18 protein-coding genes, 1 tRNA gene and 1 pseudogene are annotated in these 21,904 nt (G+C 57.7%); 11 read left to right on the forward strand and 9 right to left on the reverse strand.

Annotated elements, in window-relative coordinates; all coding sequences use genetic code 11:
* Positions 1-155: 155 nt before the first annotated feature.
* Positions 156-1,571: a restriction endonuclease subunit S gene (locus GZ093_RS14375; RefSeq protein ID WP_296487022.1), complete on the reverse strand. Its 1,416-nt coding sequence runs from the start codon at positions 1,569-1,571 to the stop codon at positions 156-158.
* Positions 1,520-3,562 carry a class I SAM-dependent DNA methyltransferase gene (locus GZ093_RS14380; protein ID WP_296487024.1) on the reverse strand — a complete coding sequence of 681 codons (2,043 nt, stop codon included), beginning with the start codon at positions 3,560-3,562 and terminating at the stop codon, positions 1,520-1,522. Before GZ093_RS14380 ends, GZ093_RS14375 begins: the two co-directional genes overlap by 52 nt.
* 134 nt (positions 3,563-3,696) lie before the next feature.
* On the opposite strand from GZ093_RS14380, the gene GZ093_RS14385 reads away from it, so the two are divergent.
* From GZ093_RS14385 to GZ093_RS14410, 6 genes are all read left to right on the forward strand, one after another.
* On the forward strand, positions 3,697-4,875 hold the full coding sequence (locus GZ093_RS14385; protein ID WP_296487026.1) for a hypothetical protein: 1,179 nt from the start codon (positions 3,697-3,699) through the stop codon (positions 4,873-4,875).
* A gap of 96 nt (positions 4,876-4,971) precedes the next feature.
* A complete protein-coding gene (locus tag GZ093_RS14390) occupies positions 4,972-5,229 on the forward strand; it encodes an AlpA family phage regulatory protein (protein WP_296487028.1) in 258 nt (85 codons plus the stop codon).
* 2 nt (positions 5,230-5,231) lie between these two features.
* A complete protein-coding gene (locus tag GZ093_RS14395) occupies positions 5,232-8,159 on the forward strand; it encodes a hypothetical protein (RefSeq protein WP_296487031.1) in 2,928 nt (975 codons plus the stop codon).
* On the forward strand, positions 8,159-8,524 hold the full coding sequence (locus GZ093_RS14400; RefSeq protein WP_296487033.1) for a hypothetical protein: 366 nt from the start codon (positions 8,159-8,161) through the stop codon (positions 8,522-8,524). The genes GZ093_RS14395 and GZ093_RS14400 overlap by 1 nt, the downstream gene beginning before the upstream one ends.
* A gap of 81 nt (positions 8,525-8,605) precedes the next feature.
* Positions 8,606-9,433, forward strand: coding sequence for a hypothetical protein (locus tag GZ093_RS14405; protein WP_296487036.1), 828 nt, complete (start codon positions 8,606-8,608; stop codon positions 9,431-9,433).
* Between the two features lie 162 nt (positions 9,434-9,595).
* Complete coding sequence (locus tag GZ093_RS14410) at positions 9,596-10,201, forward strand: hypothetical protein (protein ID WP_296487038.1); 606 nt, start codon at positions 9,596-9,598, stop codon at positions 10,199-10,201.
* Positions 10,202-10,219: 18 nt separating this feature from the next.
* On the opposite strand, the gene GZ093_RS14415 is transcribed toward GZ093_RS14410, so the two are convergent.
* The 6 genes from GZ093_RS14415 to GZ093_RS14440 form a co-directional block, all read right to left on the reverse strand.
* A complete protein-coding gene (locus tag GZ093_RS14415) occupies positions 10,220-10,597 on the reverse strand; it encodes a hypothetical protein (protein ID WP_296487040.1) in 378 nt (125 codons plus the stop codon).
* Positions 10,598-10,770: 173 nt separating this feature from the next.
* Positions 10,771-11,301, reverse strand: a complete 531-nt coding sequence (locus GZ093_RS14420) for a hypothetical protein (protein ID WP_296487042.1) — start codon at positions 11,299-11,301, stop codon at positions 10,771-10,773.
* 51 nt (positions 11,302-11,352) lie between these two features.
* The gene (locus GZ093_RS14425) at positions 11,353-11,742 is read right to left on the reverse strand and encodes a hypothetical protein (RefSeq protein WP_296487044.1); all 390 of its coding nucleotides are present in this window, start codon (positions 11,740-11,742) and stop codon (positions 11,353-11,355) included.
* Between the two features lie 21 nt (positions 11,743-11,763).
* The gene (locus GZ093_RS14430; RefSeq protein ID WP_296487046.1) at positions 11,764-13,638 is read right to left on the reverse strand and encodes a hypothetical protein; all 1,875 of its coding nucleotides are present in this window, start codon (positions 13,636-13,638) and stop codon (positions 11,764-11,766) included.
* Positions 13,639-14,626: 988 nt separating this feature from the next.
* Positions 14,627-14,703, reverse strand: a tRNA-Arg gene (locus tag GZ093_RS14435).
* A 52-nt stretch (positions 14,704-14,755) separates the two neighbouring features.
* A complete protein-coding gene (locus GZ093_RS14440) occupies positions 14,756-15,274 on the reverse strand; it encodes a chemotaxis protein CheW (RefSeq protein ID WP_296487048.1) in 519 nt (172 codons plus the stop codon).
* Between the two features lie 112 nt (positions 15,275-15,386).
* On the opposite strand from GZ093_RS14440, the gene GZ093_RS14445 reads away from it, so the two are divergent.
* Together GZ093_RS14445 and GZ093_RS14450 are read left to right on the forward strand one after the other, a co-directional pair.
* Complete coding sequence (locus GZ093_RS14445; RefSeq protein WP_296487050.1) at positions 15,387-16,883, forward strand: wax ester/triacylglycerol synthase family O-acyltransferase; 1,497 nt, start codon at positions 15,387-15,389, stop codon at positions 16,881-16,883.
* 33 nt (positions 16,884-16,916) lie between these two features.
* On the forward strand, positions 16,917-17,714 hold the full coding sequence (locus GZ093_RS14450) for an alpha/beta hydrolase (protein WP_296487052.1): 798 nt from the start codon (positions 16,917-16,919) through the stop codon (positions 17,712-17,714).
* Positions 17,715-17,826: 112 nt separating this feature from the next.
* On the opposite strand, the gene ppa is transcribed toward GZ093_RS14450, so the two are convergent.
* Positions 17,827-18,363, reverse strand: coding sequence for an inorganic diphosphatase (ppa, locus tag GZ093_RS14455; RefSeq protein ID WP_296487054.1), 537 nt, complete (start codon positions 18,361-18,363; stop codon positions 17,827-17,829).
* A 240-nt stretch (positions 18,364-18,603) separates the two neighbouring features.
* Between ppa and GZ093_RS14460 the strand changes: the two genes are divergently transcribed.
* From GZ093_RS14460 to GZ093_RS14470, 3 genes and pseudogenes are all read left to right on the forward strand, one after another.
* Positions 18,604-20,673, forward strand: coding sequence for a sodium-translocating pyrophosphatase (locus GZ093_RS14460; protein WP_296487056.1), 2,070 nt, complete (start codon positions 18,604-18,606; stop codon positions 20,671-20,673).
* Between the two features lie 173 nt (positions 20,674-20,846).
* The gene (locus GZ093_RS14465; protein ID WP_296487057.1) at positions 20,847-21,422 is read left to right on the forward strand and encodes a hypothetical protein; all 576 of its coding nucleotides are present in this window, start codon (positions 20,847-20,849) and stop codon (positions 21,420-21,422) included.
* An 84-nt stretch (positions 21,423-21,506) separates the two neighbouring features.
* Positions 21,507-21,904: pseudogene (locus GZ093_RS14470) on the forward strand (hypothetical protein); the annotation flags it as partial.

The following is a 21,904-nucleotide window of genomic DNA, read 5'->3' on the forward strand; positions in this document are numbered from 1 at the left end:
TCTCCTTCTAAAGGTTGCAGATTGACTTCCAAACCCAATCTTGGCACTTGATGCCGTTACCGGGAAGCGGGAAGTCCCTTCGTATTCGTGGAATGTGCGCAAGCAGCTATAAAAATAGTAGCAACTTCTAAGCCGTAACTGATGCAGCGCCGCGTTCATTCCAAGGCCCGAACGTCCGCATCTGTAACCCGCCGTTGCCCGGTCACGCATTCGTGGATCAGGGATTTACGGTAGCCGATGAGGGTTTCAATTTGGGCGGTGATGGTCGCGGTGATGCGTTTCACCTCTGCCGTCTTTTCATCGAGATAGGCGCAGATGGCCACCTGCTCTGCCAGCGGCGGCAGCGGGATGGGAAATTGACCAACCTTGGTGGCATTGGTGTTGGCCAGGTTGGTGGTCTTTTTGCCGGTGGCCTCGAAGTAGTCTCGCCCGTATTGCGCCGCTGTGGCATAGGCCAAAAACAAAGGTTTGAGCTTGTGCGCAAAGCAGCGCACGGCAAAAATATGATTCTGGTGCAGGCAACCCGGAATCTCACCGCGCCACAAATGCCCGCGCCCCAGCTTGTCCAGGTCGCCGCCTTCGGTCATCAGCACATCATCCGGGCACAGCTCCACACCCGCCGCCACACTGGCTGGGAGTTCGATCACCGATACATCCGCCAAATCGAGGTGGCCGTCTTGCACATTGCCCACGCGCAGGTAGGAGCGCTCGATCAGCTTGCCTTCGTATTGCTTGCCCAGGGTCAGGCCACCGCGAATCTCGGCAATCCGTTTGAGCGCCACCAGCTTCCAGCCGCGCGGAATTTCGGCCAACCACACATTGCCCGTGGCTTCGGGTGCAGCGTCGGATGCAATACCCCGCGTCACCGCCCGCTGAATGATGGACTTGCGCAGGGCGTCCAGGGTGTCAAGCTGGCGGCGTTTGGCGGAAACGGCTGCGTCGATGGCGGCACAGCTTGCGTCCAGATAGGCCGCGATGCGGCGCTGTTCGGGCACGGGGGGAAACGCGACCTTTGTGTTCAGGTAATCCAACACGCGCAGATTTTGAATACCGGTCGTTTGCTGAATACAAGCACCGTTCACACCGGAAGAGTAAAGGGCATCGAGTGTGTAAACAACAAATGAAGGCGCAACAGTGCCGCAACAGTCAACCTTCGCCATGAAATTCGAGCAAACGGCATCAAACGTCACCATGTTCGTGCGCACCGCTCGCCCAACGGGCTTGTTCTCGCCACCACCAGATTTTTCGAGAAGGATCGTCTGCGTTCCAATCAATCGTCCAGTTAGCTTCGACTCTTTGATTCGCCGAATGGTAAGACCTTGAACCGTCAGATCGAGATCACGAATATCAGCGACGCGAATCACTGGTAGCTCGACCCCCTCATCATGCGCATCGGGATCGTCACCCCACTCGCCGCCCACAATGCCCGACAAATGATCGCGAATACGATCAACTCGCCAATTATCCGGCGATTGACCGAGCAAGCTTGACTCTACTGTTGTACCGTGGCCAGTGACACTCATTTCGCCAGCCCCTCCAACATCTTTTCCGCCTCCTTCTCCAGCCGCCAAAACTCGGCCAGCAAGTCCTTGGCCGGTGTGGGTGGCTGGTAGCGGTAGAAGTATTTGTTGGGCAGGATTTCGTAGCCGAGCTGCGGGCTGTCTTCCCAACGGATGATGGGTTTGGCGATTTCCCGCTCCAAGAAGGCGGCAATGTCTTCGCCGTGGGGGATGTATTCGTCGTCGGCCACGTAGTGCCGGTGCGTCCACTGCACCGACACAATCTCGGGCCACAGGGTAGTGCTGTCACCCAACGCAGCTTTCAGCTTCTTCGCGGCGCTGTCACCAGGCTTCAGGGCGATGGTGACGGTTTTCTCTTTGCCGGCCGCCCTTACGCGCAGGCTGAAGCTGATGTCGCTGTCGTGAAACTCTTGCTCCTTCTTCAGGTTGGCAGCGGTAAAGGCTTTTTCATACGGCTCAGTCACGGTGGCGGGCTGGTCGTGCGCGTCGGTCTGCCAGAACACGACTTTGACTTTATGGAAGGCAAAGTCTTTGGGCTTGAATAGCTTGATGTGGGGATCAGCAGTAGGTGTAGCAGTCGCAGAGGCCCCGCCCGTCTTGCCATCCGTTTTTCCATCCGCTTTCCAGCCTGTTTGATACCGGGTCTCGATCCACTGGCGGTGGGTGTCGGTCATGCGGTTGCGCTTGTTACCGAAGGCCTTGGGCTCTTTCTCGAACTGCGCTCTAGCGTCGATCAGCATCACACGGCCCTTGTGGCTGGCGGGCTTGTCGTTACGCAGAAGCCAGATGTAGGTGTAAATGCCGGTGTTGTAGAAAAGCTGGTCGGGCAGCATGACGATGGCGTCGAGCCAGTCGTTTTCCAGAATCCAGCGGCGGATTTCGCTCTCGCCCGAGCCACAGTCGCCATTGGACAAGGGCGAACCGTTGAAGACAATGGCAATGCGGCTGCCGCCGTTGGCCGGGTCAATCATCTTGGCCAGCATGGTTTGCAGGAATAGCAGCGCGCCGTCGTTCACCCGGGGCAGCCCGGCGACATAGCGGGTTTTGCTGAGCTTGCGCGCCTCGGTCTCATAGCCGTCTTTGCCGCCCCAGGTCACGCCAAAAGGCGGGTTGCTGAGCATGTAGTTGAAGCGGTCTGCTTTGCCCGCCAACTGGTCGCCCGGTTCACGGCTGTGCAAGACATGCGGAATGAGCGAGTTGCCCAAGAATATTTTGGCCTGCTTGTCTTTTTTGATCAGCAAGTCGGCCTGGCAAATGGCGTAGTTGGTGGGGGACAGTTCTTGCCCGTGCATGGTAACCAGTTTGTCCACGTTGGCACGCTGGGCGGGGGTGGCGGCGCGGTCTAGCAAGTGCTCCTTGGCCACCGACAACATGCCGCCAGTGCCGCAGGCCGGGTCATAGATGGAGATGTGCCGGTCGGCCACAGAAATGTCCAGCAGCTCCACCATGAGGCGGATGACCTCGCGCGGGGTGAAGTGCTCCCCGGCTTCGTCGCCGCTTTGCTCCGAGAAGCGGCGCAGCAGCTCTTCGTAGATGTAGCCCATCTCCAGGCCCGACAGGTGGTCGGGGCCGAGGGGCAGCTCTTTGTATTGGTTGAGGATGGGGGCAAGGCGATTGTTCTTGACCATCAGGCCAATGGTGGCGCGGTAGTTGAAGTGCTCAATGATGTCGTCAACGTTCTTGGAGAAGCCGTTGATGTAGGCCCTAAAGTTCTCTTCCAGCAAGGTTGGGTCGTCCTCAACAACCTTGCGCAAGGTCCAATGGGTGGCATTGGAAAACGGTGACTGCTCAGGGTTGAGTTCGAGCCCTTTCACCTGTTTGGCCAGATCTGCCTCGGTCAGCGTGGGGCGCTTGGCCAGCACTTCAGCACTTTTGGACTTGCGCCAGGCCAACAGCACGCACTCCAGGCGGCGGATGACGATGATGGGCAGGATGACGCTCTGAAACTCGTAAGCCTTGAACTTGCCGCGCAGGCGCTCGGCAGATTTCCAGATTTCGTTGGCGAGGTTGTCTAGCTTGGGTTTGTTGAGCGAAAGCGCCATTTATTTGTTTTCCTGTCCCTGACCGTGATCCGATTGCCATTGGCAGTTATTCAACATTCCGCCTTGGTCGGGCCATGTAAAGTAGATGCCATAGCGTTTAACAGCGTGTATTTCACCACAGCAACGGGAGCGTAATGGACAATTTTGACTCACTGACCTGGGCGTTTGAAGATTGGTTCGAAACCCCACTCTGCGACCTACCCGACCCCCTGCGCCAACGGGTTGAGCAAGAGTTTTTCCCGATGCCGTGGGACAAATTGTCAGCAAACCAGCGGCGTAGCGTGGCCTTGCAGTTGGACTACCAGCATGACCCAGCCACGGCACAAGATCAAAAATTTTGGTGGGACTTCTTTGAGCAGATGATCAGCCTAAAGACGCAGGTTGCCGAGTGGGAAGCAGTTGCGACACCAACCGCCGCCGAGCTGGCGCTCAAGGAAACCCGACTGACAGAACTCAAGCAGGAGCTCGCCCGCATGGATGCGCAGCAGCGGCTGGCGCGGGGTGACTACTTTCCCGAGCGAAAACTAAGTCAAAACGTGGATGGCGCGCCTTCAACAGGGCCGACAGTTTCTGCCCGGTACATCGCGTACCCCAATGCCATGCACCAATTGACGCGGCGGCTGGGTGCCACACCCGAGGAACTGGCTGCATGGATATGGCTTGGTCCAAAGGATGGGGGTTTAGCCGCGTATTTAAATGCCAACGAGTTAGTGCCACCCCCCCGTTTTTTCTATGCAACGGGTAGTGACACCCACGACTACATCGCCCCTTTGATGGCTTGTTGGTTTAGGGAAGATGACATCAACCAGTTTGACCCGGCTGACCGCTACATCGTAGGCGCGGCGCTGATCGAGCGGTGGAACAAATTACCGGGCTTGCACGCGGTGGCTTTTATTAAGGCCAAGATAGCGGAATCCCGCCTTTTGGATATTCACCCGATCTATGGGGGTACACGCGGCACTTTTTCAGAACACCCGGATTGGCCGTCACTGGAAAGTGGGTTGTTTTGTCGGGCCCATGTAGAACAGATTGAGGCGGAGGATTTTGCCGCTGTTAGTAGCGCCGATGCAACTGAGCCACCTGGTTTGGGAACATCCGAGTGGCGCAAAAAAACCGCCCAGACCGCCGCGAATGCGCTGCACGATCAGCCCGGCGGCTCCAGGGACAAAAAGAGAAATATTCAAGAACTATGGGCAAGTGGCAAGTACTCGTCAAGGACCCTTTGCGCGGAGCAAGAATGCGCTGCGCTGGATATGTCCTACGACGCTGCACGCAGGGCTTTGACCAACACGCCTGAGCCTAGTCGCTGCTAAGCACAGGCTAGCCGCTGCTAGGCAGCAGCAGTTCACGAAAGCGCGACACGGCGATTCAATCGCGGCATGTTCAACAACACCCAACGAGGTGCCAACATGACGCACACCATCCTGCGAATCCCGGCTGCCAAATCCCAGTCTGGCTACTCCCGCTCCACCATCTACCTGCGCATTGCGCAAGGCTTGTGGACCAAACCCGTCAGCCTGGGGCCACGGGCCGTGGGCTGGCCAGCGAATGAAATTGAGTCGCTGAACGCCGCCCGCATTTCCGGCAAGACCGACGCCGAAATCCGTGAGTTGGTGCTGGCGCTGCACATCAAGCGCAAAGCGTTGATGACCATGGTGGGGCTGTAGTCATGAAAGACGCTTTCAAGGTCCAGGACGACCCGAACGAAGCCACCCCAAATCTCGCAACTCCAGACAACTCTCACAACTGCGCAGATTTGCCCACACTGCCATTGGCATTCACAGTGATCACCAGCATCAAGCCAACCCGCTTGACCAAAATCATTGGCATCAACGCCGATGGCGGCATGCGCAAGGAAACTTCGGCCATGCTCAGCCGGGGTCAGGCGCAACGGGTAATCGTGGCCGATCTGCACGAGCTCAAGACCCAGTTGGACGCACTGACCAGCGCGCAAGCGGTCACATGGGGTGTTACCAAAGATGATTCTGTGGCAGTCTGCACCCAAGCGGATACCGAGACGCAAGAGGTAGGTGCCATCGCCCGCACCCGCGAGAACTTCAAGTTCCGGGCCGCGCCGGGCGTGATGATGCTGGACCACGACGGTTTGCCCGACGGCGAACTGTCTGCATTGCAGTTTCGGGATCGCTTGATTGCAGCCGCGCCAGCTTTGGCCGAAGCCTCCATGCTTTGGCGGCCCAGCGCGTCGGCGGGGTGCGTTGGACCGGATGGCCGCACCTTGTCCGGCTTGACCCGCCACCGCCTGTACATCCCCGTGTTGGACGCCACCCTGATCCCCGAGGCAGGCAAGGCGTTAGAGGCCCTGCTGTGGGCCACACTGGGTGATGGCTGGTGCGAAGTAGGTGCCGCAGGCCAGCGTCTGCCAAGATGCCTTGTCGATGTATCCGTCTGGCAGCCAGAGCGGCTGGACTTTGCCGGACCATCGGTGTTGGTGGACGGCGTGACCCGCGCTGGGGTTGACGGCGTGATTTACGGGGACGCAACGACCCAATTCAACCTTCGCCTGCTGATCGACAGCGCCACGCCCTCGATCAAGAAGCAGGCTCAGGCCGGACAAAAGACGGCACGCGCAGCGGTAGCTGAAAAATGCGAGACCGCCCGGCGTAATTGGGTGGCAGACAAGGCACCTGCTCTGGCGCAGCGCCGTGGCATCAAGCTGGCGCAAGCCACCAACGTACTGGAGCGCGCTGCGGTGCACCAAGTGCTGATGGGTGACTATGAGCTGACTTGCGCCGACGGCCAGGTGGTGAATGTGGCCCAGCTTCTGGACAACCCGCACCGCTGGCACAACGCCCGGTTTGCCGACCCACTGGACCCAGACACTGATCGGCGCGTGGCTGTGGCCCGTCTGCTGAACGGCACCCGCCCGGACCTGTTTTCACACCGGCATGGCGGCATGCGCTACGAGCTGCGCCGCCAGTCGGCACGGGTTCAGTTGGGCCGGGGCATGCGGGTGGACTCTACCGATGCCGTGTTGCATGTCTTGCGCGACCGCAGTGAGCTGTTTGACTTTGGCACCAATGCCATCGCGTTTGTCGCGGACGGCAAAGCCACCCCGGTCAGCCGGGACTGGCTGGTGGATCATGCGGGCCGGGTGGCCGAGTTCTACAGCGTCAAGACCGAGCGCGATGACGACGGCAACGTGACCTCCACCCGAGAAATCCCAGAAGACGCACCCACCTACATTGCCAACGCCATCATTGCCAAACACGGCAGCCGCAATTTTCGCAAGTTGACGGCGGTCACCACGGCACCCACTTTGCGACCCGACGGCAGCGTGCTTGACGAGCCTGGCCATGACCCTGCTACCGGGCTGATGTACGTCACCACCGAAGCCTATCCGCTGGCAGTGCCGCAGTCACCCACAATTGATCAAGCCCTGGACGCGTTGGCCAAGCTCTGGCACCCGATTCGGTTGTTCCCCTTTGCAGATGAAGTCGCCATAGGTGTCACCTTGGCTGCCATGTTGTCCGCCTGTTTGCGCCCCGCACTGCCCACCTGCCCGGCCACCGGCTTTGATGCGCCAGCGGCGGGCACCGGCAAAACCTTGTTGGCAAAGTGCATTGGTGCGCTGGCCACTGGCGGAGATGTAGCCGTGCTGCCGCCCACCAATGAAGAGGACGAGTGCCGCAAGCGACTGTTTGCCGCGCTGCGCGGTGGCTCCAAGGTGCTGCTGTGGGACAACGTGCGCGAGCCCTTAGGCAACTCGGTGATCGACTCGTTCTTGACATCGTCCCTGTTTGCCGACCGCGTGTTGGGCGTCTCGGAGAATGTGGAGTTGCCGAACCGCGCGCTGTTTCTGGTGTCCGGCAATAACCTCGTCTTAACCGGGGACACCCACCGCCGGATATTGTTGGCGCGCCTGGATGCGCAAATTGAAACGCCTTTCAAACGCGAGTTCGAGTTCGACCCACTCACCGAGGTCTGCAACAACCGCCAAGCCTTGGTGGTGGCCGCGCTGACCATTGTGAGGGCCTACATTGCGGCTGGCCGACCCAAGGTGGCGACGGGGCGTATTGCTTCATTCGAGCTATGGGACGACTTGGTGCGGCAGCCCTTGTGCTGGCTTCGGGAACGCATGATGGAGTCAGGCCGGGACTTAACCGACTTGCCCTTGTTTGTGGACCCTGCGGATTCAATCGACCGTGCCGCATCCGAGAACCCGGAAACTTCCAAGCTGGCGGCACTACTGAACGCCTGGATAGCTACCTTTGGCACCACGCCCACGTCACCGGCGCAGGCCATCACCAAAGCGATGGAGATATTCGGTGCCCAGTCCGTTCTATTTGATGCGCTCGATGAAATTGCGGGGCAAAACAGCAAGCTCAATGTGCGGATTTTGGGCAGATGGCTGGAGCGCCACGCCGGGCAACTTTGCACCGGGCTGCGCCTGGTGCTTGCCAACAAGACCAACGGCTTGAAGCGCTGGACGGTAGTGCGCACGGTGGAGCGTGCCGCAACGGACAAAGCAAGCCCCTCAGTTGCGAGAGTTGCGCCGAGTTGCGAGATTCAGGACGTTGACGACAGTGTCGGTTCAGGTATCGGTGCCGGTCAGCTTGATGACGTGGAGATTTTCTGATGACCACGCTAGCCGTAGAAACGGTGATGGCCCAACTCGCCCACGCAGGATTGAACCTCTCCTTAGCTCCCGCAGGCGGGCTGGCAGTGACACCGCGCAGCCAAATTACGGCCGACCTGCGTGAGCTCATCCGAAGCAGCAAGGCGCTGTTGATCGACTGGCTGACAGCGGCGAACGATGCAACAAGCCAAGCGACGTGCCATTCACCCGATCCACCCGACAACCCATTGGACTGGAAAGAGCTGGCGGCGGCCTACCACGCGCACCACTTCAACTGCCCGACCTGCATTGCTGCGGGTCGCGGCAGCCGGTACGGACAGCGATGTGGCGTTGGCACAGCACTTTGGCGCGCGTACTGCGAATAGCCGAGATGCACCTTGCCAAGCCTTCGTTGACTTCTTGACCTCAACCTCAAAACCGAATTTCCGAAACACCGAAAGCCCTTCATGAACACCATCACCACCAATACCGCAATTCCTAAGGCCGCGTCGAATCCCGCCGCACCGCTCGCCGTAGAGACAAAGCCCCCAGCTTATGAAGTCGTCCGCTTCAACGCTCTCAAACACGGCATTCTGAGCCGCTACACCGTGCTCAGCCACGAGAGCCACGCGGACTATGAAAGCCTGGTCAATTCGCTGATAGACGAACACCTTCCCGCTGGTGCGACTGAGCAGCATTTGATTGAGGAATTGGCCAGCGTGATCTGGCGCAAGCGCCGCGTGCTGCAAGCCGAGGGTGCCACCATCAATAAGGGATTGAAGGAATCCGCTCGCAGTGCCAAGACCGTCATTCCGGCGGCGGCACCGTTTGAGATGGGGCTATCTGGCGAGAACACCGACATCCGCCATCTGATGGACTTGAAACCGGAGGATGTGGTCGAAAGCCATCAAAGCGCCAAACATGACATTGATGCCAGCAACAAAGCCAGCGCCATCCTGCGCAAGGGTGGCGACCAGGCTTATGAAAAGGCCCTGCGTGCCTTGCTGCCCGACACCCGCGAGTGGTGGCAAAACTATGTGGATGACGAGGAATACACCGCCGACGCCACGGGATTGGCGGCGTTCATCACCGAGCACATCACGCCGTTTGTCCACCAGCAAGAAAAAGCAGCCCGCCACCACGACGCCATCGTGAACCAAACCATTGGCGAGGGGCTTCAAGCCTACAAGCTGGAGAAGCTTTCCCGGTACGAAACGCACCTGGACCGCAAATTTGAGCGCACTTTGGCCATGCTGATCAAGCTGAAAGACCTTCGAGCCGCCAAAACTGCTTGAATAGGCGTCAAAAGCCAATTCAAATCGGCAACTTTTCAGGCATGGAGAAAAGAGCATGAAACCCAGCATCCATGCGGGTTAGCGGGTGATTGAGGCGGTAGACGGTGACAAGACCATGCCGAATTTGCCAAATGATTTCGATAGAAACTAAGGAGAATTGAAATGGGCGGACGTGGAAGCGGCAGGCAGGCCACCTATTGCGGCAAGGACGTGACCGAGGAATCCACGCCGCTAGACATTCGTAAGCTGGCTCGCAGCGGCCTTCTGGTGAATGGCAACAGCTTCGGGTGGTGCTGGACGGTTTGCGACCGGGAGACATCTTCAATCACCATTCGCGTGGCTTTGCAAGCCGTGCAGCTTTGTTACCAAAAGCGAAGTACGGGCGAGTCGATTGAGCAATGGGTACATCTACAAAACACACCGTGCCGGTTTGGCGGGATGCGGCAATGGTTTACGTGCCCAGCCTGCAGCAAGCGTGTTGCCGTGATTTATGGGCGAAGCAAATACTTCACCTGCCGGAGCTGTTGCGGCCTGGGTTATGCGAGCCAGAAGGAAGGGGTGGGGGACCGCTCAGGCCGTCGGGCGGACAAGCTGCGCAAGCGACTGGGCTGGGAGGCTGGTATTCTGAATGGTGATGGTGGCAAGCCCAAGGGCATGCACTGGGTCACTTACCAGCGGCTAAAGGCGGAGCATGACCGGCTGGTGCAAATCAGCTTCCACGACATTGGCCGAAAGTTCGGGTTTCTACACAAACTACTGGAGCCCTAAATCTGTTTCGCAAAACGCCTATTCGAACGCACCCTCTATCGCCCATTTACTCTCTTGAAGCCATGCGGGAAGTTCGGCGTCTTGCACAACTGGGACAAGCGATTTGAGTGCCTCTGTCGTCTGTGTATCAAACCAGTTCAGATCCTTCTCTTTGAATTCGAACAATGAAAAGGACTTGTGAATGAGAATGCCGCCTTCCACTATCCCCAAGGGCAGAGCTTCACGAAAAGCGCCTTCAACCTGAGGGTATGAGCTCACAAAGTGCTTTACAAAAGTGGTGGAGAACAGAATCTTGTGTGCGTGTTTTATGAAAAAATCCGGACTAATAGTTGCCACGCCAAGGAACTTGTTTAGACCTGCCAAGCTTTCGAACGCTGACGGAAGTTTTGAAGTCATGATTCGCACCGATTTAGTTAAAGAAAGCATTCACCGCAAGCATTGATCACTTTACTTCACCAGTTTGACTGGTGCTCGCTTTGCCGCTACCTTTTTTGCCGGTGCTTTCGGCAGCCATGCCATTGTTCAGATTGTGCAACGGTTGGTATGGATCGTCCATTTTGCTGCAATTCTCAAGCACTTCCGCCACGGTTTTCGGCGTTGTGCCTTTGGTTTGCAAGCGCGCCGGTTTCTTCTTGGGACATTGCTCGCTTCGACATTTTATTCATCCACTGTTCTTGCCTTTCAAAGCTTTCTGCTGAGTAGGGTGTATCAATCACAAGAAAGTACAGCCTATCTTTGTTTCGAGCACAAACGGCACGGCTCGCGCTTGTGAGGCGCAGGGAATTCAATCCAGGAATGCTCTGGATTTCCCGCCACTCGAATGCCTCATCTGCAATTAGCTGGCTCCAAGACAGTTTCAATATTCGCTTAAATGACCCGATGATCTCTCGATATTCAGGTTCAGCATGCTCACTAAAAGCCTCCAGTTCACACTGGAAAACTTTGTAATGCACGCAACAAACCGCGCCGGTGTCAGTGGGCGGCAAAATAGAGTCGTAACTCTCATAGGTGGCGGGCCACCTACGCGCACCTGTGAGCCAATATTTCATAGCATTGGTGTGCAGCCATTCTTCCTCGATCGGCACCAGCGTGTAATTCATACATTAACTCACGGTTTTTGAAGAGGTCCAGTTAGCTGATTCGTTCCTGAGCTATTGCGGATAGTCGCCACTGCGGTTCGCGCTTTGCGGTGTCGGGACACAGCATAGATCCAAACGCATTAGCTTGTCCGCGCCTACCTTGGCAAGAACAATACTGACCAAATTATATTTCTCATTCTGGGCAAGTATGACGCAAGGTTGGTTCTCAAAGTACGCATCGACCGTACCCATTTCGGCATAAACGAAAGCTTTGGCGCGCGCAACAGTTTCAAGCTTAGGCACCATGTAGTCGAGAAATGCCTGCTTGGATTCAAGGGCTGCAAAGACATACTGCGATTCGTACACAAAGTCGTCTGCCAGCAATGCTTCAATCGGCTCCGTGCTCAGGGTGTTAATCATCTTCGCATACGCCCGCAAAGCACCTTCTTGAGTCAGTTCCATATTTTCTCCTCCGTAAATCGATCAACCCCAAGCCGGAAAACCCACGTCCAGGATCACCTTGCGAACCGTGTCATTCAACCGAACCCCATGCACCTCGTAAATCTTTTCATGCGCGCCATCCGGCACAAACTGCTGCGCATCCTCCAAGGTTGGTGCCGTGCCTAACAATACATTGTCCGGCGAATAGACCTCGTAGCCATTTTCAGTCTGTTTGATACCAAAATTGACCGGCACAAACACACCTAGCATCTCACACGCAATGCCGATGGGCTTGAGCATCCGATTGACCTCACGCGGTAGGGTTCGGTCATACAGTTCAATCAAACCGGCAGAACCCAGGCCGTTGTAGCGCACCACCTGATGCGCCCCCCGCGTCCAAGCGACTGCATCTAAGCCGTGGAAAGCGGCATGCAACGAAACCAGCTTCATCGCCAAAGCTGACCACTCTTTGAAAAATGGTGGTGGCTGCTCGTCATCAGAATTCGAATCGCCCGAGCTCACCGCACGCCGCGCGCGCTGTGCCCAATCGCTTTGCACCTCCTGCAACATCAACACCCGCTTTCCATCGGCCCCTTCTCGAATGTCACAGCGCACATGTGCCAACACATTGCGAACATCGAAATGCCCCGACAGATAGCTGGCCGGATAGTACGGCAAGGTGATCAACCATTCCCGATAGTCTTTGCCGCCCGTCCACGCGAACCGGCCAAAGCGACCCAGCGCCAATCGCTTGGGAAAATTCTGCTTGGCATGAAACGCAGCCAGCTCGGTCGCTGCATCCCTAGTGGGAAATAGCGATTGCCCCCAGACGTTTTGCAGCACAGTCCCGTCGTACAAAACCGCTTGCCAGTGACTCTCATTGCCCCACAAAGTCTGGTGCGCCACCTGCTCAATTCGATAGCCCAACACCGGGTCAAAGCCCGCCACCTCGCGTGTTTGACCGGTTTGTGCCTTTGGAAGCTTTTTGGTGCGCTTTAGTGCACGCTCTGGCGGCTGCGCGAATCGAATCTGCTTTTGTGCGTTACTGATCACCGGAATGACGGAAAGACGAAGGTCTTTGAAATTGCACAAACCCGCCAGTTCACCAGCAGACATTTGGCCATTTTCGTCGTCGAGGACGCAGAGGTCAGGAGACAGTTCCGCAAACTCAAACTCTTCAGCCCGCAAACCCTTCTTTTGAAAATTCTCAATTGTTTTGAGCCACTGATCACCCCCCGCTTTTGACTTGCCCATACTGAGTAGCCGCCGCTGCAGCGTGCTAAAAACGAATGGCACTCCAAAGACATCCCCGGCCTTAGCGGGTGGCAAAAAAGGCTGGTGTTGATTGCGAACCGCCTGGCGATCAGAACAACGGTCAAGGTGAATTTGCACTTCACGGACGAAGTCGTTAACGTAATTTGTCTCTGCCAAATCATTCAAAACGACATCGCGCTGCACCCCACTATTGGCAGGCAAGTGACCAACGCGCAAATCCGCCAAGGTGCAACCCACCAGAGAAAACGTATCGCCATCAACATGAATCACGTCAACGAAGTCCGCCGGATCATTGAGTTCAGATCGTTCGCTGATGGCGCGACTGAAAACATTAATCTGACCAAGCTCCGTGAACTCCCGCAGACGGCGCGCTGACAACCCATAGTCACCTTGCGCAAAGCGCAATTCGAGCGAATAGGGTTTGACGGCCATAGTGAAATTCTTGGAATCGATGGGTTTATCACGTCGATTCTCCCACTTCAATCGAGCCGAATGCCATGCCAGCGCCAGGCCGCCGCCGATAGGCGGCGTGACTTGATGCGGTAACTGAGGGAGCCCCCACGGGGGGCGGACGGGCAGTTCAGCGCGAAGCCAAGCCGCGCAGCGGCGAGGCCCACGGGTGGGTGGGGGCACACACCACATGACTGGCCGCAGGCCACTAACCGGCAGCACAGCGCGCAGCGCGCAGCGCCTGACTGATGCCACGGTGCAGGCACACCACAAGGGCGCGCAGACGGCGGCGCGTAGGGCGCGAATGCGAACGGGGAGCGCCGACGGCTGTGCGACCGTCTCCAGCGAAGGCCACTTTGCATAACGCCTGTTGCCTTCACCCGAAGGGCGCGCAAGCGGTGGGCGGCACCAAACGGAGCTTTAGCGTAGTGACTGGCGGGCACTGAGGGCAATGCGGCGTTATGTAAAAGCGAAGCGGGTGGCCGTAGCGGGCGAATACTACGCAAGCCACGCACACCACGCGACAGCTTCGTGATGCCTGGGCATGGCGGTACTCCGCCGTGCCCACTGGCTGAAACTACAGAGCATCGAACAGGGTAAAGCGGTGATGTGCCGTTGCCACCAAGCGCAGCGACTGGCGGCGACACATGGCCGCGCTGTTGGCCGAAGCTGCGCGACAGCTTGGTGGTGCATCGCCATTGCGGTACTCCGCATTGGCCACTGACCAAAACTACAGAGCTACGAACATGGAAAGCGGTGATGTTGGGTGCGTTGCCACGCGCGGAAAGCGCCATTCAACAGGCAACGCGCCCGGCATGACCGCTCTGGTGGATGTAGTCGCAACGCTGGCACGCCGGAGGTTCGTCGCTCTCTGCCGCCTTCGCGGTAGCTGATTGAGCACCTGCGCAGCACCATCTATATGCCAAATAGGCCGCTAGCCCTCGTAGAACGTTCGCAAGCAGCTATCAACTTAATAGCAAATCATCAAACGTGGAACATCAGAGATACCGACATCATCCATGGCGCGCAGCCATTCGGGGTCAGTTCAGCCACCAATCCCGCAGGTTCGGCAATCAAAGAAGGTTTCGAGAAACGGCAACCGAACGGCAACCAGAGCGATGTGCAAAGCCAGAAAGAAGAAAGGACTTAGCGCCTTTCGACGCTAAGTCCTTGATTCATATGGTGCGGCTGGCAGGAATTGAACCCACGACCCCTTGGTTCGTAGCCAAGTACTCTATCCAACTGAGCTACAGCCGCGAAAGCGTGAATTGTAGCACGCCAAAAATCATCCCAAATGAGGCAAGCTGGCTCAGGCCACAGCCGCCAACATGCCCATCTCGGCATTGCTCATCAAGGCTTCCATGTTCATCACAATCAGCATGCGCTCGCCAATATTGGCCAGGCCGGTGATGAAGCGGGAGTCAATGGCGGTCTCAAACTGCGGCGCCGCCTTGATGGACTGCGACGTCAAGGTGACCACATCAGACACCGAGTCCACCACCGCACCGATCACCGTGCCACGGACATTCAAAATAATGACCACCGTAAATTCGTTGTACTCGACCTTGTCGATATTGAGCTTCAGGCGCAGATCCACAATCGGCACGATGACGCCACGCAAATTAACCACCCCTTTGATGAACGACGGCGCATTGACCATGCGGGTGGGCTCTTCATAGGAGCGTATTTCCTGCACGCGCAGAATATCGATCGCATATTCCTCGCGACCGAGCCGCAGTGTGAGATATTGACCGCCATCGACCACGGTTTTGGCAACGGGCGTTCCTGTTTGAAAGGCGTTGGCAGGTTTTTTTTGCATCGTTTCCATGGCTTTGATTCCTGTGCTTCGGGTTGGTCGGTAGGGCATGATACACGCGCAACACCAGCCTGCCATGGTGCCGCAAGCCATGTGGCGTTATCCTTCCAACAGGAGATGAACCATGAAGACACTGAGCGGCCTTGACGCCTCATTTCTCTACCTGGAGACGCCCGAAATGCCCATGCACGTGGGTTCGTTCTGTCTCTATGAACTGCCCGCGGATTTCAAAGGCAGCTTGCACAAAGCGCTTCGGGCGCATATTGCACAGCGCTTGCATCTGGCGAGCATCTTCAACCGCAAGCTCGGCTTCATGCCGCTGGACCTGGGGCACCCGATGTGGGTTGCTGTTGATGATGTTGACCTTGACTTTCATATTCGACGGGTCAAAGGGAAAACGTTGACGGTGCGCCAGGCCGAGGCCGTCTGCGCTGAACTGCACACCCAACTGATGGATCGTGAGCGCCCTTTGTGGGAATTCCATGTGTTTGAGCGCATCAAACGCCTGGACGGCAGCCTCTGCGCAGGCGTGTATTCCAAGGTACACCACGCGGCACTGGACGGCAAGGCAAGCACCGCGCTGACCCAGGCCATCATGGACGTGCGCGCAACGCCGCGGCAAGTGCCAAAGCCGGCTCATGGTCGCAACGAGGGTGAGCCACACGAACTCAACAAGGGCGAATTGATAGGCGCGGTGTTGTCCCATTCCTTGGCGCAATACGTCAAGTTGATCCAAGCCATTCCCCAGGCGGCACGCGCCTTGGGCCGCACGGTGATCCAGCAATCATTCAGTGGTTCTGGTGAGAAAAAGCAGCCCAGATCACCCCTGCGTCTCGCCCCCATGACCGATTTCAACGTGGCGGTCACCCGAGAGCGCAGCTTTGGCACGGTCAGCCTGCCGTTTGCCGACTGCCGCGCCATGGCCAAAGCCGTGGGCGGATCATTCAACGACATTGTGTTGTGGATCTGTGCCACCGCGCTGCGAACTTACGTGGAGCAACACGGCGATATCCCGAAAAAATCATTGCTGGCCGCGATGCCGATCAGCCTGCGCGCCGACGGCAATCAAGAGCTCAATACCCAGGCGTCAATGACGGTGGTGGAGCTCGGCACGCAATTTTCCGACCCGTTGAAGCGCCTGAAGACCATCATGGCGTCCACTGGCAAGGTCAAGACCGCGATGGTCGACCTCAAAGGCGTACTCCCCACCGATTACCCGTCCTTGCTGGCGCCCTGGATCGTCGGCGGCATTGCGAAGGCCGCTTTCAAGGCCTACAGCGCCACCGGCCTGTCGCACCGCTTGCCGATGCTGGCCAATCTGGTCATCAGCAACGTGCCCGGCCCGCAAGTGCCCGTGTACATGGCGGGCGCCAAAATGCTTACCAACCATCCGATGTCGATTGTGATCCATGGCGTCGCGCTCAACATCACCATCCAGACCTACGCCGGCTCGGTGGATTTCGGTCTGATTGCCGACAAAAAAGCGTTGCCCCAGATGCACGAATTGACTCACGCGTTACAGGACGCCTTTGAAGCAGGGCGAGAGCTGCTGGCGCCGCCTGACAAAGTCACCAAGGCGACGAAAGCCAAGAGATCAGCATCAAGATCAACATCCGCTTGAGCTGTTCACTCAGGAAAATGCTAATCTTCAACTATGGCAACCAAGCAAAAACGCGAAACTTCAGTTGGCGCCAGCACGCCCGCCCCGAGCGCCTGGCTGATGGCACTGGAATTCCGGGCTTTCTGGGAACTGGGTGCCGTCCTGCCGGCCTGGCCTTTTTTGCGCCAGGCGCCAGCCGGGGATGGTCACTCGGTGATCGTGTTTCCGGGTCTGTCGGCCAGTGACGCATCGACCCTGCCGATGCGCAGCTTTCTGGAAAGCCTGGGGCATGACGTCTCGGGCTGGAACCAAGGCTCCAACTTTGGTCCGCGCGCGGGGGTGTTGCAGGCCGCCAAGCAGCAAGTCATCGACACCTGCCAGGTCACGGGCCAAAAAGTAAGCCTGGTCGGCTGGAGTCTGGGTGGCATCTATGCCCGGGAACTGGCCAAGGAACTGCCCGACTGCGTGCGCGATGTCGTCACACTGGGCACGCCATTTGCCGGGTCGCATGAAAGCACCAACGCCTGGCACTTGTACCAACTCGTGAGCGGGCGCGACATCCACCGCGAAGTGGAACAGTTTGATCTGCCGGGGGCGCCCTCGGTGCCGACCACCTCCATCTTCTCCCGCACCGATGGCATCGTCGCGTGGCCTGCCAGCATCCAGGCACCTTGCAAGGTCAATCTACTGACTGAAAACATTGAAGTGATTGCCAGTCATGTCGGGCTCGGCCTCAACCCCAGCGCCTGGTGGGCGGTGGCTGACCGGCTGGCGCAGGCTGAAGGTCAGTGGCAACCGTTTGCTCACAAGGGTGGCTTGCATGGGCTGATCTTTCCGAATCCAACGCGCTGAGACTGCACCGAAAAATAAAGCGCCTGCGGTGTTACCACCAGCAGGCGATTTATTTTTGATAGCTACTCACGCCCACTTGATGCGGGCTAGAGGCCAAAATGACTTAAAAACCTCAGGGTAGTGTCTTGTTGTAGTTGGCAATGCCGTCCATGATTTCAGTCTTGGCAGATTCCGGCCCTTCCCAGCCCAGTATCTTGACCCACTTGTTCTCTTCCAGGTCCTTGTAGTGCTCAAAAAAGTGCGCAATGGTCTTCAGGCGCACCGGGCTCAAGTCTTCAGGCTTTTTCCAACGGGTGTAGAGCGACAGAATCTTGTCGATCGGCACCGCCAGCACCTTGCCGTCCATACCGGCCTCGTCTTCCATTTTCAAGATACCAATGGCGCGACAGGTCACCACCACGCCAGGGATCAGCGGCACGGGCGTGATCACCAGCACGTCGACCGGGTCGCCATCGCCGCTGATGGTCTGGGGCACATAGCCGTAGTTGGTCGGGTAATGCATGGCCGTGCTCATGAAACGATCCACAAAAATGGCATGGGTTTCATGGTCAACCTCGTACTTGACGGGGTCGGCGTTCATCGGGATTTCAATGATCACATTAAAGGATTCAGGGACGTTCTTGCCGGGGGTGACGTTGTCAAGGGACATGGTGGTTTCTTTAAAAATTGAGTTAAATCAGAAAAATCAGAAAAACCTAAGGATTAACCCTGATTTTACTTACGCCCGACTTGCCTCGCCCCAAAACAGGGACTTTTCACGGTACAGTCCGCGCGTTGGCCAATCGTCGACATCAATCCCCGGTTGATGTTTCGCAGCGAGGAAGCAACGCAGCGGGGGTGCCGATTGCGTTGCACCCCTACTCAGCGAAGCAACACACAGGAGATTTATATGACAGGCAACCCAGCGCTCATTCTGGCGCTTATTTGCGGGCTCATCGCCGTGGGATACGGCTTTTGGGCACGCAGTTGGATTCTTTCCCAGGACGCCGGCAATGCGCGCATGCAAGAGATTGCAGCGGCCATTCAAACCGGTGCGGCCGCCTACCTGGCCAGGCAGTACAAAACCATTGCCGTCGTCGGCCTGGTGCTCACCATCCTTATAGCGATCTTTCTGGACTCCTTGAGTGCCGTCGGCTTTGTCATCGGTGCGGTTCTCTCCGGCGCCTGTGGCTTCATCGGCATGAACGTCTCGGTGCGCGCCAATGTGCGTACCGCGCAGGCCGCCACCAAAGGCATTGGCCCGGCACTGGACGTCGCCTTTCGCGGCGGCGCCATCACCGGCATGCTGGTGGTGGGTCTGGGCCTGTTGGGCGTGACCGGCTTTTACTGGTTTTTGGTCGGCAATGGCAACCTCACACCGGACCAGAACCTGGCGCAAATGCTCAACCCGCTGATCGGCTTTGCCTTTGGCTCTTCCTTGATCTCCATCTTTGCCCGCTTGGGTGGTGGCATTTTCACCAAAGGCGCTGACGTCGGCGCCGATCTGGTGGGCAAGGTTGAAGCCGGCATTCCCGAAGATGACCCACGCAACCCCGCCGTGATCGCTGACAACGTCGGCGACAACGTCGGTGACTGCGCCGGCATGGCCGCTGACCTGTTTGAAACCTACGCTGTCACGCTGATTGCCACCATGGTGCTGGGCGCCCTGATGCTGCCCGCCATGGGCACCAGTGCCGTGGTCTACCCGCTGGCACTGGGCGCAGTGTCCATCATCGCCTCCATCATCGGTTGCTTCTTCGTCAAGGCCTCGCCCGGCATGAAGAACGTGATGCCCGCCCTGTACAAAGGTCTGGCAGTGGCGGGCGTGCTGTCGCTTGTTGCCTTTTATTTTGTGACGCAGTGGCTGATGCCTGACAACTCCATCACTGCCACCGGCAGCCAGATGAAGCTATTTGGCGCCTGTGCTGTGGGCCTGATTCTGACCGCCGCCCTGGTGGTGATCACCGAGTACTACACCGGCACGCAATATGCACCGGTGAAACACATCGCCCAAGCCTCGACCACCGGTCACGGCACCAACATCATTGCCGGCCTGGGTGTGTCCATGCGCTCCACCGCCTGGCCCGTGATGTTTGTCTGCGTGGCGATCTACACCGCCTATGCGCTGGCTGGTCTTTACGGCATTGCGATTGCCGCCACGTCGATGCTCAGCATGGCGGGCATCGTTGTAGCGCTGGACGCCTACGGCCCGATCACCGACAACGCCGGTGGTATTGCCGAAATGTCTGAGATGCCCAAGAGCGTGCGCGACATCACCGACCCGCTCGATGCGGTTGGCAACACCACCAAGGCCGTGACCAAAGGCTACGCCATCGGGTCGGCCGGTCTGGCCGCACTGGTGCTGTTTGCCGACTACACGCACAAGTTGGATGGTTACGGCAAGGTTATCAGCTTCGACCTGAGCAACCCGATGGTCATCATCGGCCTGTTCATCGGCGGCATGATTCCCTACCTGTTTGGCGCGATGGCGATGGAAGCGGTCGGCCGCGCCGCTGGTGCGGTGGTGGTTGAAGTGCGCCGCCAGTTCCGCGACATCAAGGGCATCATGGAAGGCACCGCCAAACCCGAGTACGACACGGCGGTCGACATGTTGACCACCGCGGCCATCAAGGAAATGATGATCCCGAGTCTGTTGCCCGTGGTGGTGCCGATTCTGGTCGGCTTGATCCTCGGCCCAGCCGCTTTGGGCGGCCTGCTGATGGGCACCATCGTGACCGGCCTTTTTGTCGCCATCTCCATGTGCACCGGCGGCGGTGCCTGGGACAACGCCAAGAAGTACATTGAAGACGGCAACTTCGGCGGCAAGGGCTCCGAAGCGCACAAAGCGGCCGTCACCGGTGACACCGTGGGCGACCCCTACAAGGACACGGCTGGCCCGGCGATTAACCCGCTGATCAAGATCATCAACATCGTGGCGCTGCTGATCGTGCCCGTGATGATGAAGATTCACGGCGGCTAGTCCGACCCGGAAGCTAAAAGCCCGCTCACGCGGGCTTTTTTTATGGGCGCCGCCAGTTGCCTTGATGAATGTCAATCGACAGAATGCGGCAATCGTTAGCATTTATTGAAGGAGGCACTTGAATGCCTACAGCGTTCAGCCACTTTTCCAGACCCACTCAAACAGGGACAACCTTGAACCAACGCAAGCTCATTAATGGCATCTGCCTGGTGTCATTGGTACTGCTGGTGAGTGGCTGCTCTTCCATGCTGCCGCGCTCACGCAGCGAGTCCTCCCCCTTCAAGAGTTTTGACGAGGCGCGTCACGCCATCGAAGGTCTGGTGCCGATGCAAAGCAATGTCGCCACCATGACCCAATTGGGTATCAGTCCGGTGCAACAGCCCAATACGACCATCCTGACACACGACGAGATCGTACGGCGCTTTGTGTCAAATTCGCTGCTCAGACGCGAAGATCTTGATCCAGGCGTGCTGGCCTGCCTGGACGCGCGCGAGGCCTGCCGCGGCTGGGAGGTCACGGCAGCACGTATCCAAAAAGAACGGACCGGGAATTTTTTGGCCGACTTCACCAACTTTTCGCGCCGCACGGAGACCACCGGTTGGCACTTCAACGCCTTGATCTTGCTGATTAATGGCGTAGTGGTCTACCGCGGCTGGAGCGGACAACCCCGTGTCAACGTGATCGAGGTTCAAACCAACCCGTTGGGTCCCCTGCAGGATATTGGCCCCGCCCTCGTGACGACGCGTTAGTAAAGTCCGCAAGCGAGCGATGCGCTTTGGCGGAATCGGCTAAGCTTTGCCCCAAATTAATCAAAAATATTTGGGAGAACCATGTTGAATTTTCTGAAACGCAGGCGCCCGAAAGACCCACGTACGCCCAGTGCTGCACCGCTCTCGATCACACCCAGCGGCACGCCACAGCACAGCGACGTTCGACGTGAGTTGATTCGGGTCGTTCTAAAAGACACGCTGCGACTTCACGGTATTCCCTTCGGCTGGCTCGCCTGCGAGGTCATCATCATCGCGCGCTCGCCAGGTCAAGAACAATTGCACATTCAGTTGGTGCTGATCAGGTGGAACGAGCAACTGTTGCGCTATGCAGCAGCGCTGCAACAACAGTTGCTTCTTGGATTGAATCGCTTTGACCCCTCGGTCGATCATTCCAAGTACATTTTTTCGTGGCGTTTTGCGCCCGACTGCGGCTGTCCTTTTCCCTTGATGCCAGACCCCGC

It is taken from the genome of Rhodoferax sp. (genome assembly GCF_010365055.1).
Lineage (GTDB): Bacteria > Pseudomonadota > Gammaproteobacteria > Burkholderiales > Burkholderiaceae_C > Rhodoferax.